We start from the raw sequence: 14624 nt of genomic DNA, 5'->3' as shown, positions 1-14624 counted from the left end.
ACGGAGGCACGGAGACACGGAGAAAGGCAAGAAGAGAAGTTTGCCGCAGATCAGCGCAGATGAGCGCTGATCCGAACGAGCTGACGAGAGTGAATTTTCTGATCAGCGTCGATCTGCGTTCATCAGCGGCTACATCTTTTTGCTTTTCTCCGCGCCTCCGTGACTCCGTGGTGGATTTAATTTAAAATGCCACGCCGTAATGACATCGCGAAGATCCTGATCATTGGCTCCGGACCAATCGTTATTGGCCAGTCGGCGGAGTTCGACTACTCCGGCACGCAGGCCTGCAAGGCGCTCAAGGCTGAAGGCTACGAGGTGGTGCTGGCCAATTCCAATCCGGCCACCATCATGACCGATCCGGAGATGGCGGACCGCACTTACATTGAGCCGCTGACGAAAACTTATCTCGAAGAAATCATCCGCCAGGAATCAGAAATGCTGCGCGGACAGCCGGGCAAGTTCGCATTGCTCCCCACCGTCGGCGGACAGACGGCGTTGAACCTTGCCGTGGAGCTAGCCGATTCCGGCATTCTTGAGAAATACAACGTCGAACTCATCGGCGCGCAGCTCAGGGCCATCAAGATGGCGGAAGACCGCCTGCTCTTTAAAGACGCCATGACGCGCATCGGGCTCGACGTGCCGAAATCCGCGCTGGTCAACAACCTGAAAGACGGCCTGGATTTCTCCGGCAAGATCGGCTTTCCGCTCATCATCCGGCCGTCATTCACGCTGGGCGGCAGCGGCGGCGGCATTGCCTATAACCGCGAAGAGCTTCTGGAAATCCTGGCGCGCGGTCTTGATCTTTCTCCGGTCCATGAAGTCCTGATTGAAGAATCCGTTCTGGGCTGGAAGGAATACGAGCTTGAGGTCATGCGCGACCTTGCCGACAATGTCATCATTGTCTGCTCCATTGAAAATTTCGATCCCATGGGCGTGCACACCGGGGACTCCATCACCGTGGCCCCGGCGCAGACGCTCACCGATCGCGAATATCAGGCCATGCGCGACGCTTCCATCAAAGTGATCCGCGAGATTGGCGTGGAGACCGGGGGCTCTAACATTCAATACGGTGTGAACCCGACGAACGGCCGCATGGTTGTAATTGAGATGAACCCGCGTGTCTCTCGCTCCTCGGCGCTGGCGTCAAAGGCCACCGGCTTCCCTATCGCTAAGATTGCCGCCAAACTGGCTGTCGGTTACACGCTGGACGAGATTCCCAACGACATCACAAAGATGACGCCCGCCTGCTTTGAGCCGACGATCGACTACGTTGTCGCAAAGATCCCCAAGTGGCAATTTGAAAAATTCCCCGGCGCCGATGAAGGCCTTGGCCCGCAGATGAAGTCCGTGGGCGAAGCCATGGCCATTGGGCGCACCTTCAAAGAAGCGCTGATGAAGGGCATACGGTCACTGGAGACGGGCAAAAAAGTTGGGGCGGAAAAAATCGAGCCGCGCATTCTTACGCAGCGACTGGTCACGCCGCATCCCGAGCGGTTGACGTACATTCGCTACGCGCTGCATCAGGGCATGACGGTAAAAGAGCTGCACAAGATGACCAGCATTGACCCCTGGTTTCTTTATCAGCTCAAGGAAATTGCGGCCATGGAGACGGAACTGGTCAAACTATCGGCCGATTCGTTGACCAAAGAAATAATGGACAAAGCCGACCGACTGGGCATTGAAATCACCCCCACAGAAGCCAGCGAACTGAACCAGTCGCCACAACTGACAAAAGAAAAGTTGCGCCAGGCCAAACGTTTGGGGATCTCCGACGAGCGGCTTGCGCTCTCCATCAAGACCGGTGTGCAGACGGTGCGCCGTATGCGCGAAACGCTGGGCATCTTGCCTGTGTATAAACTCGTGGATACATGCGCCGCGGAATTTGAAAGCTACACGCCCTATCTTTATTCCACGTACGAAGAAGAAGACGAAGCGCCACCGACAGAAAAGAAGAAGATCCTGATCCTGGGCAGCGGGCCGAATCGAATCGGCCAGGGCATTGAGTTTGATTACTGCTGCTGCCACGCCGCCTTTGCCCTGCACGACGATGGTTATGAAACCATCATGGTCAACTGCAATCCTGAAACGGTTTCAACCGATTATGACACCAGTGACCGCCTTTACTTTGAGCCGCTCACCTTTGAAGACGTGCTTGCGGTTTACCAGCATGAGACAAAGGGCGGCGCGCCTGTTGGCGTAATCGTGCAGTTCGGCGGACAGACGCCTCTTAACCTGGCTCTACCGCTTCGCGGGGCCGGCGTCACAATCATTGGCACTTCGCCGGAATCAATTGATCTGGCAGAAGATCGCAAACGTTTTGGCAAGCTGCTGGAAGAACTTGATATCCCCCAGCCTCCCGGAGCGATAGCCACCAGCGTGGAAGAAGCCGTCGCCGGCGCGCGCAAAGCCGGATATCCGGTGCTGGTGCGGCCTTCCTACGTCCTTGGCGGACGCGCCATGGTAATTGCCTATGACGATGACAGCGTTGTTCGCTACATGAAAGAAGCGGTCGAGTATTCGCAGCAGCGCCCGGTGCTGGTGGATCATTTTCTAGAAGACGCGGTTGAAGTTGACGTGGACGCGCTTTCTGACGGTGAAGACGTCGTGATCGGCGGCATCATGCAGCACATTGAAGAAGCCGGCATCCACTCCGGCGATTCTTCCTGCGTGCTGCCTTCCGTGGGCCTGCGCAAACCTGTGCTGGACACGATTCGCCAATACACTTTCAAGCTAGCGCGCGCGTTGAAAGTCGTTGGGCTTATGAACGTCCAATTCGCGGTCCAGAACGAAAAAGTTTTTGTCATAGAAGTAAACCCGCGCGCATCACGCACTGTGCCGTATGTGTCCAAAGCGACTGGCGTGCCGCTGGCCAAAATCGCTGCCCGCCTCATGACTGGCCGCAAGCTGCGCGAGTTCCTGCCCACAAACGTTGAAAAGGAAATCGACCTTGCCACTGGAGCCGGATACTTCGTTAAATCCCCGGTCTTCCCGTGGAACAAATTTCCCGGCGTGGACACAGTCCTTGGGCCGGAAATGAAATCCACCGGCGAAGTAATGGGCTCAGCCGACACATTCGGCGAGGCCTTTGCCAAGGCGCAGCTTTCTGCCGGACAGGCACTGCCCACGCAGGGGACAGTCTTCATCAGCGTGATTGACCGCTACAAGCAGGAATCCATTGAACTGGCGCGGCGCTTTGTCGAGATGGGCTTCAGCCTGGTCGCCACGCACGGCACCGCAGACCGACTGGAGCGGGCAGGGCTGAACGTTGACCGCGTCTACAAAGTAAAAGAAGGCCGTCCTAATGTGGTGGACCTGATCAAGGGCGATCGCGTTCAACTCGTCGTGAATACGCCGCACGGCGCTGAACCATGGTTCGATGAAAAAGCCATTCGCCGCGCCGCTGTCACGAATCGCATTCCCACCATTACCACCATGGCAGCCGCCTGGGCCGCGGCGGAAGGCATTGCCGCGCTGCAACGCAATGAAGTGAACGTGCGCTCACTGCAGCAATGGCACGGAGACAAAAGCTCGCAACAATCGGCCATCACCACAAAATAGGCCTGGCTCGCTGGTTATCAAGGTCCTCGCTCTTTAACAATTCCTTAGCAAGATTCGTATTGCGATGGTCAAAGGCTTGAGACTTGATGAGCTGGTAAAAAATATCTGCCCGGTCGCAAAAAACCGGGCAGATCACTTTTAGGCCGATCTAATTCCCTGTTGGACTGGCGTTCCGGCCTTAGAAGCCCAGACCGAAATGAGTAGCAAACGTCACAGAGTTGGTGGCCGGCCCGCCCGAGGGACGATTGAATTTCACAGGCAGATCAGCTTCAACAAAGTAGGACTTGAAAAAGCCTTTGTCATTTTTGAATTTCCAGCTTTTGTTGAGCAGCGGGATAAATCCAAATTGTGAGGAGTTCACGTCAAAAGCAACCCGCCCTCCTGCAGCCCATCCATGGGAGATACTCCAGACCAGTCCTGGATCCACGGTGAGGGTAACGGCGCGAGGGTCGTCAGAAATACTGGGCACCATCTCCAGATCAAGAGTCATGCGTCCTGGGCCGTGGAAGGAAACTCCCAAAGGGAATCCAATCTGAAAGTTATCTCCGATGGTGGTGGTCTCTCCTCCACCATGAGTGACCCATGGGATAACAAATCCCACGTGGCCGCCTACCGTGATCTGCGCCTGGGCAGCTGGCGCCGCCAGGCAGATGACAAATGCTGCCGCTGTAACACTTACAAAACGCCGAAATAGATTTCCGAGCATTCTCTCTCTTACCTTTCTATTGATTTGGTTTTGGTTTTTTTTGAAAAAGAGGAGGCCCGCGCTGGGGCGCCGCAGTACAGAGTAGCGGCGGAGAGCGGAGTGTGAAGCGGTTACCCTGAAGACAAACTAGGGGACTTCAGCCCACAGGCAGCTTATCGTAGAGGCGCGATTTACTGCAAACGGAAGCTTGGTGCATAGTTCCATATTAGGAATTTCCGTTGCCATTGCCCCTATGGGCTTTTTCCATGCCCTTTGTAGCCAGGGCTGAAATGCAGCTAACTCCGCACGGCAAAGGCATCTTCTCCGGCTGCAGGATGCTGAAAATGATTTCAAGACTATCCAAGAACGGTTTTCCAAAGTAATGAGCTATTCCTATTTCGGCAATGGCAAAAAAGAAGGGCATGGTGTAGAAACGACAGTCGCGGTAATCAAGGTTCTTGAATCCAGTATTTACTTCATTTCAGGGAGATTGTTCTTATGCAGCGTCGCATGCTTGGCTTGTGTGTTCTGATGATTATTTGCGCGGTATTGGCTTTGCCGCAGGAAAGACCTCTTCGGCCCGTCCATACGTTTTCCATCGTGGCATTTGATCCTGCCACTGGCGAGATGGGCGTCGCGGTGCAGTCGCACTGGTTTGCCGTGGGCGGAGAAGTTCCGTGGGCGGAAGCAGGCGTAGGCGCGGTGGCAACACAGTCTTTCATTGATCCCAGCTATGGGCCGCTTGGTTTGAACCTGATGCGCGCGGGCAAGAGTGCGCCGGATGCGCTGCACGGATTGTTGATCGCCGACGACGCTTGCAATGTCCGCCAGGTTGCGATGGTTGATACACAAGGCCGCGTGGCGACTTTCACCGGCGCGAAAGACATACAGCCTGCGGGCGGAATTGCCGGCGCTTCAGCTTCAACGGGAGGCCCTGTCGCAATCCAGTGCGGCGGACAGCCCGGCGGATACATACAGACGGGCAAGAACTATGCCGTCCAGGCCAACCTAATGAGCAATGACCGTATCTGGCCCGCGATGTCAAAGGCTTATGAATCTACCAAGGGTGACCTGGCAGAACGCATGCTAGCCGCTCTGGATGCGGCTCAAGCCGCTGGAGGCGACGTGCGAGGAAGACAATCAGCAGCCATTGTGATTGTGCCCGCTAAAAGCACCGGCAAGCCGTGGCAGGATTACGTTTTCAATCTGCGCGTGGATGACAGTCCTGAACCGTTGAAAGAACTTCGTCGGCTAGTAACTTTACAGCGCGCTTATAACCATATGAACGCCGGCGACAAAGCCGTGGAACTACACGATAACGCCGGCGCTCTGCGAGAATACGGCGCCGCCGAGCAGCTAGTCCCGGATAGCGCCGAGATGATCTATTGGCATGCCGTGGCGCTGGCCAACATGGGCCGCGTGGATGAAAGCCTGCCGCTCTTCAAGAAGGTTTTTGCCATGGACCACAACTGGCTTGACCTGACGCCTCGGCTGCCCAAAGCGGGTCTGCTGCCGGATAATCCGCAATTGATCCAGAAAATTGTGGCGGAGGGAAAGTAACGATCCCAGCCAACATATTTGGGTCTTTTGCAGGTCGGCTTAAACCGCCGCCAAGCTGAGTTCCAGAATGGGTCTTACGCCCTTTTGTGGAAAAGCATGTTTTTTCTATAGCGAAACTATTGGGGTGGATAGATTTAATAGTTTGTTTTGAAAGTAGTGCAATAGTTTGCGGCAGGACTATGTAAGTTTTTCGCGTGACATATCTTCCCAAAACGTTTCATGAAACTCATAGATTAAAAAAAAATTAAAAAGGCTAACTGGACTAGTCGGCGCTTGACACTGAGACACAGTGGGCGGAGAATCTTTAACACTTAAGATGCGGCTCTCGCATAAGCGCCCAGGTTTCGCTTTGGAACGTGATGAGCCCTGAAAGATTTGTTTTGCCGGAGAACACATGCAAAAGCTAGATCCCAGTGCGGTGGCAGATGCCCGTAATTCGGGTGGCCGCGCGGTGCGCCACGAACTGAATATTCCCCTGCGCTACCGGCTGGAAGGCCAGGAAGACTGGGCCACGGGCGAAGCCATCAACATGAGCGAATCCGGACTACTGTTCACTTCAGACCAACTTCTTGAAGTTGACACCAAGGTGCAAATCACCTTTCAAAGCATCGATACGCCACAGGTAAAGTCGAGCACGAGACTGGCCCGTGTGGTGCGCCGCACGCTGAGCAATTGGCCGGAAACGCGCGTGAAATTCGGCGCACGATTCTGTTCCTGATCGCCTAAGCCCCGGTTACATTTCAAAGCAAATTGCATCCTTATTTTACGCACAATTCCAACGTCACTTGAGAGTTCGGCGTGGCCCCCATTGTGCGCGCGTCCCGATCACTGCCCGTTCATCGATTGGGTCAGTGTACGAAAAACCTCACTTTGCCAGGGCGGCAGGTATCATCTAAGGTACTGAGACAGCGGGCCGCCATGCAGGTACCTTTAAGTTTGAAGGGACCGGAGGCGGGGCGCGAATCCAGAATCTCAGTTGGCCACCGTTCGGTTGCGATGGTAAAACAGAAACATGAGTTCACAAGACGACCCCAAGGCAAAAGCGCGGTTCGAAAATTTTGGCCGCAAGCTGGACGCCGAATTTGGCGGCGCGGCGGAGAAGCTGGAACGGGAAAAAGAGAAAGTCATCACGTACCTGAACAACGAAGTGGTGCCAGCGATCCGCACGCATTCGACCAAAGCATTGCGCGCGGCCGCGGAACAACTCAGCAAGCTGGCCGAATACATGGACAAAAACCGCTCGTCCAGCTAGCGGCATTATTTCTTCTGCTGGCGATTTTGGCAGGCTGCGCGGCGCACCATGAGCCGCCACCGGCGATGCCTGCGCCTCCACCACCTCCATCGGCTTCAATTCCGTCGCGGCTGCCTACCCCCACGCCCACGCCGGTTCCTGCGCATCCCGCAGCGCCGGCTCCCAAGATCCGCGGCGAAATTACTGTGCCCAAAGACGCCAAGGTCCTTTATACGGAAGTGGGATATGCCAGTTGGTACGGGCCGGGATTTCAAAAACGCAATGCTGCCAACGGCCAACCGTATGACATGAACGCCATGACGGCTGCGCACCGCACGCTGCCGCTGAATACCATTGCTCGCGTCACGGACGTGAAAACCGGCGACTCTGTCCTGGTGCGCATCACTGATCGCGGCCCATTTGTCGGAGACCGCATCATTGATCTTTCCCGCGCAGCGGCGCACCAGCTCAGCGTTTTCCAGAAAGGCGTTTCCCTGGTGCGAATTGAAGTGCTGGAAACTCCCGCCCCAATCAAAGAAGGCGGCCGCTGGTGCGTCCAGATTGGCGCGTTTGCCGATGCGAGCGATGCCTCACACCTGAAGGAAAAACTTGCTCGCCGCTACCACACGGCCAAGGTGCTGCAATTCAGCAGCCCTGTGGGCGGTGACTGGCTGCGCATCCGCGTGGCCGACGACGATAAAAAGCGCGCCCAGGAAGTGATGCGTGAAACCCATACCGACGCGGGCGTTTATCTGGTAAGGCTGGATTGATCCCTAGCAATTAGCAATTGGCAAATAGCAGTTAGCACAACCAAGGCAGAGCGTGGCATTTTCAAAAATGCTCGCGGGCGCCTTCAGCTGCGTTTCTTGCTAATGGCTAATTGCCAACTGCTTTACCATTGCTGCGCATGCTCTGATAACATTTTTCCCATGACTGACTGCCTCTTCTGCAAGATCATCGCCGGTTCCATACCGTCGAAGAAAGTTTACGAAGACGAGAAGGTCTTCGCCTTTGAAGACATCAAACCCGGCGCGCCGACGCACGTCCTTATTGTCCCCAAGAAACACATTGCCGGTGTCGATCACCTGACCGAGGCGGATACAGAGATTGTCGGCTATTGCCAGCTTGTGGCGGCAAAGATCGCCCGCGAGCGCAAGCTGGAGAATGGGTTTCGCACGGTATACAACGTGGGACCGGACGCGGGGCAGACTGTTTTCCATCTGCACCTGCATCTGCTGGGCGGAAGGCAGATGCATTGGCCGCCGGGATAAAGCAATTGGCTACTGGCACAGCTAAAGCAAGGGCCGGCATTAATTGAATGGGAAGAAGTGCTCGCCGCGGTCGGCTTTAGCCGGGCTAATTGCTAAGTGCTAATTGCTAGCGGCTTTCATCACGCTGCCCCAATCATCCGCGAAGCACTCGGGAATGACCGCTGCCACACTGACGTCAGCAGCGCAAATTGCGGTAAGAGCTGGGCAAAGCCATCCACCATCTCTTCAATTTCACGCCATTGCGGCGCGCTAAGATCTTTCAGAATTGCGCGGTGGTCTCTCACCGGCAGTCCCGACAGCAGAGCGCGAGCGCGGCGGTTCAGTTCTTCGCGTGCGGTAATGAATGAGGGTTCGGCCAGCAGGCGTTTGCCGTCGAGCCACGCCGAAGCAAGATAGCTCGGAAACGGCGAAAGCGCGCGGTACACGCTCAGAACGGTCTTAGCGCCGGTGGTCTTCTTAATGTCGGAATAAATCAGCCAGACCCGAAGGCCGGCTTCGCGCTCATTGGGCACGTGCACGCGCACCATCTGGGCCAGGGCCGAGACCTGCTTTAATTTAGTCACTCTTCCCTTTTGTCCACCGGAATAGCCGCGCTGCATCAGCCGGGAAAAAAGCGACATCTGCGCCGTTGCGCGGGCAAAGAGGCCAATCATGCCGCCAATGAGGCGAATATCGGCATTGGAGAATTTGTCGGCGGAAAGAACCCCAGGCTGGTCAGAAAACGTCCAGCCGCCGCTGATGGCCGCCGAGTGCGCAATTTCCTGGTAGGCGCGAGCAGCGGTCTCAAATTCGCGGGAGCACACCACGCTTTCCAGGTCTTTCCAGACCACCTTCAGATATTGCGGGATTCCCGCGGAAAGCTTGAAGACGGTTGGAACAAATGGAAGGTCGAATCCCGAGCGGATGCTTGCATACATCCGGCGTATTTCGGGCGTGACTTCATGTTCTTCATACGCGCGATTGAGAGCCATGGTTGTGCCTTTATGGGAGATTGGACGTTCTCGACAGCTACTCAGTTGCTAGGAAATAGAAATTAATCGCCGTGGCGCGCAAGAATGGGACAGGAGGTGCTGGGAAGGGCGCGAACCAGCACCACTTTCGACACGAAGCGCCCTGTGATCCATTTTGGGACACTACCGATGTTTGAGCGCCGTTGTGTTCACAGCCCGCTATTCCCATAGACATTCGAGTGGTCTATAATTCCTGCTCACCAAGACGTTCGAGTGGAGTCGAATAAGACGGCAAAAAGGAAAAGCATGGCCAAAAACAAGACAGCGTCGAGCCAGGAAATGTTGCAAGGGACGCTCGATATGCTCATCCTGCAAACGCTGATCATGGGGCCGGCGCACGGGCATAGCATCGCGCGCATAATCGAGCAAACGTCGGAAGACGTGTTGCAAGTGGAACAAGGGTCGCTCTACCCTGGATTGCATCGTCTGGCAGACCGCGGCTGGGTCAACTCATACTGGGGCGCGAGCGAAAACAATCGCAAAGCCAAGTATTACAAACTGACGGCAAAAGGACGCAAGCAATTGCTGGCTGAAACCAGCCGCTGGCGGCAGATGGTGGAAGCTATTGGCCGGGTGCTGGCCCGGGGTCCGATCGACTGAGCCAGGGCATAAATGCCTGCTCCACCCCGCGGTCGGATACAGCGACTATGGAACTGCTACGCGCGGTTGAAATTATCGTCTGTATCGTCGTCCGCGCCGTGGCGGCGGAGAATGCTTACCAGGTTTTGCGAAAACGCCGAGCGCGGCATGACCACATCGCAGCCGGCTTCCGCGGCCTTGACCTTGAGATCGCCCTGAACGTGGGAAACAAAGCCCACAATCGACGTGGCTTTTTTGTACTTGGAGCGCATCTTGGTGATGACCGGAAGCGGCTTGATGCCATTGCTGTTGAGGTCAACAATAATCAGCGACGGTTTCTCTTCCGAACCCTCAGTCTTTTCCGCGATCTCTTTGTCGGTCTTGACGAACTCGACCTTCACGTTGAGCTTGCGCGAAACTTCCTGGATCTTGGCCACAAAGAAAAGATCGTCGACAAAGGCAAAAATCTTTGTTGGAGCGTCCACGCGCTGAGTGAGCGGCTCCATGTTGGGAGAAGCCTGCGCCCCATTGTGGAACCGCGCTCCCTGCATGCTGTTGCCGTTTCCCTGATTGCGATAGCTGTGGTCCATTGGCCCCACAAAGCCCGACCCGCCGCGACGCTGTCCACCGCCACGATTGTTGCGGTTCTGGCGGTTCTGCCCGCCGCCCTGACGTCCCTGGTGGCCGGACCCATTTTGGCTATTCTGGTTGTTCTGGCCCTGATTTTGCGAGCCAAAGTTCCGTCTCCGCCGCCGCGACTTGCGATTGCGCGGGTTCTGCGGATTCTGCGGTTGGTTCAATCCTTCATTCATTCGTATACCTGTGAGCTTTGATCTATCTGCCGGACTTCCAAAAATGTGGTGACCCGCCGTGAGTGAAATCCTCAGGGTCTGGCTGGAAATCAGTCGGCTAAGTTTCGGAAAATCTTCGTTATATCTGCGCTATTCTTAAAATCACTTTGCGCGAATCGTCGCACCGGAACGGGCGGCTACTGAAGACTCCGTGATGTTACCACGAACGTGCCCTGAAGCAAGCAAAAACTTGTAAATTTCCACCCCGGGAATTCCACAACAGCACTTCATTACCTCTGGCATTCTGGAGTGGTGGGCGCTATAGGATTCGAACCTATGACTTCCACCGTGTGAAGATGGCACTCTACCGCTGAGTTAAGCGCCCGATCCGCTGGGATGTTGCTGCCGTCGGGGGTGAAGCCATTCTAACAGAAGGCTTTTGCCGCTGTCTTGCACCGGCGGCGTCTTGCAAGGTGACATGGCGGTGTGTACCATGTGAGCAAGCCCCTGGAATGCAGGAGAGAACGAATTTGACGCGGCGAACAGGCGAACAGCAGTTACGCGGAGAGAGCTGCGCCATTTGTGAATCCCGCCACCAGCAGGCCACGGTGGAAATCTTTCAATTTTCCGACGAGGTTGATACCTATATCTTTCAAATCGATACGGCCAAGAAAATAGTGGCCGATGGAAGGGCAGCGCAGCCGGTATCACGAGAGATGCTCCGCGCTTTTGCCGGGATGAATGAATACGATCTCAATCATATGCTGCATGTCGATCTCTTTCGCCCGGGAATTTTCACCCGGCGTTTTGGCGCTCCCATCCTGCTGGACGGGACCCATCGCGCGATCCGCTGCTTTGCCAAACAACGGCAATTTTATGCCTACGAACTGAGCTATGAAGAGTCTATGGAATGCCTGTGGCAGCAACGCATCTCCACCAAAGATGCCGCCGCGATTGTTCGCAAGCTGCGCCAGGTGCGGCATATTTTTCCCTCTTCCGGCCCCGTGGATACACCGCTCGAATGCGCGCCTGAAGTAGTGCGCGAAGTGGAAGAGATGCTTACCGCGGAAGAACGCCGGCACTTTATTCTGCGCGTCGTGCCGGAACCGGAGTAGGATTTGCCCCCGGAGGGGGCGGAATTATTGAGCCCACCGCGTCAGCGGTGGGTGGGCTTGTGGACCCAATCAAAGCCCCGGAGGGGCGACACATCCGCGGTGAAAAGGAGCATCATGTCTCATTCATTCGTCAAGCGGGTTGGAATTTGATCCGAAATATGCCTTTGGATAAATCTTTGTGTCGCCCCTCCTCCACCCCAGCGCGCGCAAAACCGGCACGCTCTGGGGACCCCGGCTCCGGGGCTCTGTCATTTTGCACGCTTACCCAGGCCTTACGGCCTGGGCTCAATAATTTCTCGCCTGCGGCGCTTGGATTGCGAAAGCCTATGATTGAAGCGGGGTTGAGGAATTGCTCCTTTGCGTGCTCCGCTCGGGATGGCGTCTGGGCGGGGAGGAGGCTTCGTGGTTCAACCTGCAACACGAGAACCTATAGGACGAGATCTACAGGACCTCGGCAAGGTCGTGATAGCAATCCTCGCCGTAAGCCCGGCTCAGGTACTCCGCCGCGATCCTGATTTCCTGGTAGGCAAACAGCAGGTCATAAGAGTCATCCGCATGGCGCAGATGGGAGAGCATGGGCGCGGGACGCGCCGGGAAGAACTTCATTTCGATAAACCACAGATGCAGTTGCAACTGGACGGCGCGCGCCGCGTAGCGGAACTCGCGGCAACTCTTGATCAGCTCCAGGCTTTGTGAACGTATGCCGTCTTCATCAGCGTAGCGGCGGCGGTTGAAGCCGTACTCGCCCCACTCCTGGAGGATGTCAGCGTTGTGGCGCATCCGGCGCGTGTATTCCTGTAACAGGCGCAGCCGGACCAGTTGTTCTTTGCGAAATTCCCCGGGAGTAAGGTCATAGCGCAGCCGCTCTTCCGTGAAATTGTCCACCAGGTAGGTCAACTCGGCGAGATCGACGCGCAGCATAAAGGGCACTACGTCATCTTCAGTGCGGTTGCGGAAACGGTAGATGTAACGCCATGCCAGACGGACAAGAAAAAATAGGAGCAGAAATGCCGCTATGTATCCACCTGTCATCTAGCTCTTTCCTCTAAGCTTTCCCAGGATCTTGCTGTACTGCCGCATTTCTTCCAGCAGTTGATCCGGCGTGATCTTCAATCGCCACTGCGGCTCCGGCTCAGGCGGCCGGAGAAAGGTCTTCAGCCACAAGATCACGGCCAATATGTATGCCACAGCGGGAGCGTAGCTTGATACAGGATTCAATTTTGTTCCAAATTCCGAACGCGCCCAGGTGGCAGCAAACATCACGGTAGCAATTGCAGCAAAGCCCATGACGATACCGAAGGGATATTCACGCCAGCCAATGCCATTGAACCAGACCAGCACGAAGAACAGGACGAAGAGAAAAGCCTGAACAAGATTAACAGCCATGCCCAAAGAGATGATGAGGCTTATCTCTTGATTCGCCTGCGCTGGTGGACTGCCGAAGCGATAGATTACAGCCAGCGCGGAAATAGCGATTACAACTGCCGGGAAGAACAGCCAGAACCAGCGCTTTTCATAAAATGCCGCAAAGACTTTGCGGAAAACCTCGTGCAGGGCAAGGAGCGCTAAGAAAACGTAAATGGCCTCCGTACTCCAATAAACCTGAAAAAATAATTTGTAATCGCTGCTGACGCATAATCGCAGAATCGGAAAACCTATCGAAGAGCTGACATACAGGAAGAAGAATGGAAATGCGCGGTTGATCTTACGCCGGACCAAAATAGCTACCAACAATGCGCCCACAAGTGGGCCGACGAGGCTCAGCAGTATGTCACTTTCACGCATATCTGTGAGTGGCCAGCTTAAACCAGCCACTCACAAGAGGGCAAAGCTACTGTATTGCGCAAGGTTTTGGATAACACATAGGGGCTGGTACGGTATCGGCCAGGATCGGAGTCGCGCCTGATGCGAGCAGCAAAAACGTAACCAAAATAATTCTGACAATCGTCTTCTTCATGTTTTTCTCCTGTGGTTGAGTGGATTCGACTTTCAGGGCAAAGCATAGCCGCTGACCGGCCTACGGGAGAGTAAAAATGTGTGTTTTCCAATCTTTCGAAAGTGAGCCAAGTCCTTGTGGCTGATTGGCTTACGGACATGCTGGTGTGTCAACTCGTGCTGCAGCGGAGCAGGTCCCTCGGGTCTCACGGAAACCGCGTGGAAGTGGATGAAGCAATGCAGTTCGACCTCTCGGGATGGCGCGTCGTTGAAAAAGCGGGAAGAAAGTCCCAGAGATGTTCGCCAAGGATACAGCAAGCGAGGAACCGCTCTAGCACACAAGCGGTTTTTATCTTGACAATAGGGGCGAACAAATGGTAAATTTGATTATTTTCCTCCCAGCGAGGAAAAGCAGTTTGTGGACGGTCTTTGACAATTTAGCTGCTAGTGTGGTGTCTCACAAAATACCTTTACAAAGAGTGGGCCCGATACTTGCCCTGCCCAAAAGATTATTCCGCGCAGCCGAGGGCGGCTGCGGTCCACAATGATTTGTTTATTGCATGCATTGTCGAGTTATTCAGAGACACCGCGCTAGCTCCTAGCCAAACCGGATGTTCCGGGACATCAGGTGATTGGAAGCCGAAACCCCACCGCGGAGAGCGGCGGTGCCACATGGGTATCGCCGGGGATGATCCGCTAAGCCCTTTGGAATCCTAGTTAGGTACCGAGGGAGGGGGTAGGGGAACATCTGGTACAGACCGGGCACATCCCTGACAGAACAGACCGGGCACATATCTGACACTGCAACCAAGAAGCAGGCGCGAGTAAAAAGGAGCGCATGCCATGGAGAAAGAGCAGTGTTATGGAAGAGAAGCTGCGGTTCATTTTG

General features: G+C 55.2%; 13 protein-coding genes and 1 tRNA gene. 8 read left to right on the top strand and 6 right to left on the bottom strand.

What is annotated here, in order from left to right; all coding sequences use genetic code 11:
• The first annotated feature begins 186 nt into the window (after window positions 1-186).
• Entirely contained in the window at window positions 187-3558 is a 3372-nt protein-coding gene (gene carB, locus LAO76_00070) for a carbamoyl-phosphate synthase large subunit (protein ID MBZ5489309.1), read from the top strand.
• Between the two features lie 178 nt (window positions 3559-3736).
• On the opposite strand, the gene LAO76_00065 is transcribed toward carB, so the two are convergent.
• Window positions 3737-4264 carry a hypothetical protein gene (locus LAO76_00065; protein ID MBZ5489308.1) on the bottom strand — a complete coding sequence of 176 codons (528 nt, stop codon included), beginning with the start codon at window positions 4262-4264 and terminating at the stop codon, window positions 3737-3739.
• Between the two features lie 489 nt (window positions 4265-4753).
• Here LAO76_00065 and LAO76_00060 point away from each other — a divergent pair, with 489 nt between their 5' ends.
• The 5 genes from LAO76_00060 to LAO76_00040 all read left to right on the top strand — a co-directional run bounded on the left by LAO76_00060 (window position 4754) and on the right by LAO76_00040 (window position 8305).
• On the top strand, window positions 4754-5803 hold the full coding sequence (locus tag LAO76_00060; GenBank protein MBZ5489307.1) for a DUF1028 domain-containing protein: 1050 nt from the start codon (window positions 4754-4756) through the stop codon (window positions 5801-5803).
• A 394-nt stretch (window positions 5804-6197) separates the two neighbouring features.
• Window positions 6198-6521, top strand: a complete 324-nt coding sequence (locus LAO76_00055) for a PilZ domain-containing protein (protein ID MBZ5489306.1) — start codon at window positions 6198-6200, stop codon at window positions 6519-6521.
• Window positions 6522-6872: 351 nt separating this feature from the next.
• Window positions 6873-7055 (top strand): hypothetical protein, encoded by a 183-nt coding sequence (locus LAO76_00050; protein ID MBZ5489305.1) that lies wholly within the window; start codon window positions 6873-6875, stop codon window positions 7053-7055.
• 65 nt (window positions 7056-7120) lie between these two features.
• Window positions 7121-7804, top strand: coding sequence for a septal ring lytic transglycosylase RlpA family protein (locus tag LAO76_00045; protein MBZ5489304.1), 684 nt, complete (start codon window positions 7121-7123; stop codon window positions 7802-7804).
• A 159-nt stretch (window positions 7805-7963) separates the two neighbouring features.
• Window positions 7964-8305, top strand: coding sequence for a histidine triad nucleotide-binding protein (locus tag LAO76_00040; GenBank protein ID MBZ5489303.1), 342 nt, complete (start codon window positions 7964-7966; stop codon window positions 8303-8305).
• Between the two features lie 119 nt (window positions 8306-8424).
• Here the strand turns inward: LAO76_00040 and LAO76_00035 are convergent, their stop codons facing one another.
• Window positions 8425-9276, bottom strand: a complete 852-nt coding sequence (locus LAO76_00035) for a halocarboxylic acid dehydrogenase DehI family protein (protein ID MBZ5489302.1) — start codon at window positions 9274-9276, stop codon at window positions 8425-8427.
• Between the two features lie 285 nt (window positions 9277-9561).
• Here LAO76_00035 and LAO76_00030 point away from each other — a divergent pair, with 285 nt between their 5' ends.
• Window positions 9562-9915, top strand: coding sequence for a PadR family transcriptional regulator (locus tag LAO76_00030; protein MBZ5489301.1), 354 nt, complete (start codon window positions 9562-9564; stop codon window positions 9913-9915).
• 56 nt (window positions 9916-9971) lie between these two features.
• Here the strand turns inward: LAO76_00030 and LAO76_00025 are convergent, their stop codons facing one another.
• Together LAO76_00025 and LAO76_00020 are read right to left on the bottom strand one after the other, a co-directional pair.
• Window positions 9972-10400: a response regulator gene (locus LAO76_00025; GenBank protein MBZ5489300.1), complete on the bottom strand. Its 429-nt coding sequence runs from the start codon at window positions 10398-10400 to the stop codon at window positions 9972-9974.
• A gap of 595 nt (window positions 10401-10995) precedes the next feature.
• Window positions 10996-11070: transfer RNA gene (locus LAO76_00020), tRNA-Val, on the bottom strand.
• A gap of 145 nt (window positions 11071-11215) precedes the next feature.
• On the opposite strand from LAO76_00020, the gene LAO76_00015 reads away from it, so the two are divergent.
• Complete coding sequence (locus LAO76_00015; GenBank protein ID MBZ5489299.1) at window positions 11216-11800, top strand: hypothetical protein; 585 nt, start codon at window positions 11216-11218, stop codon at window positions 11798-11800.
• Window positions 11801-12241: 441 nt separating this feature from the next.
• Here the strand turns inward: LAO76_00015 and LAO76_00010 are convergent, their stop codons facing one another.
• A complete protein-coding gene (locus LAO76_00010) occupies window positions 12242-12832 on the bottom strand; it encodes a hypothetical protein (GenBank protein ID MBZ5489298.1) in 591 nt (196 codons plus the stop codon).
• Window positions 12833-13585, bottom strand: a complete 753-nt coding sequence (locus tag LAO76_00005) for a hypothetical protein (protein MBZ5489297.1) — start codon at window positions 13583-13585, stop codon at window positions 12833-12835.
• Between the last annotated feature and the right edge of the window lie 1039 nt (window positions 13586-14624).

Source organism: Terriglobia bacterium (assembly GCA_020072645.1).
Classification (GTDB): domain Bacteria; phylum Acidobacteriota; class Terriglobia; order Terriglobales; family Acidobacteriaceae; genus Angelobacter.
This window is presented reverse-complemented; position numbering and strand designations above follow the sequence as displayed.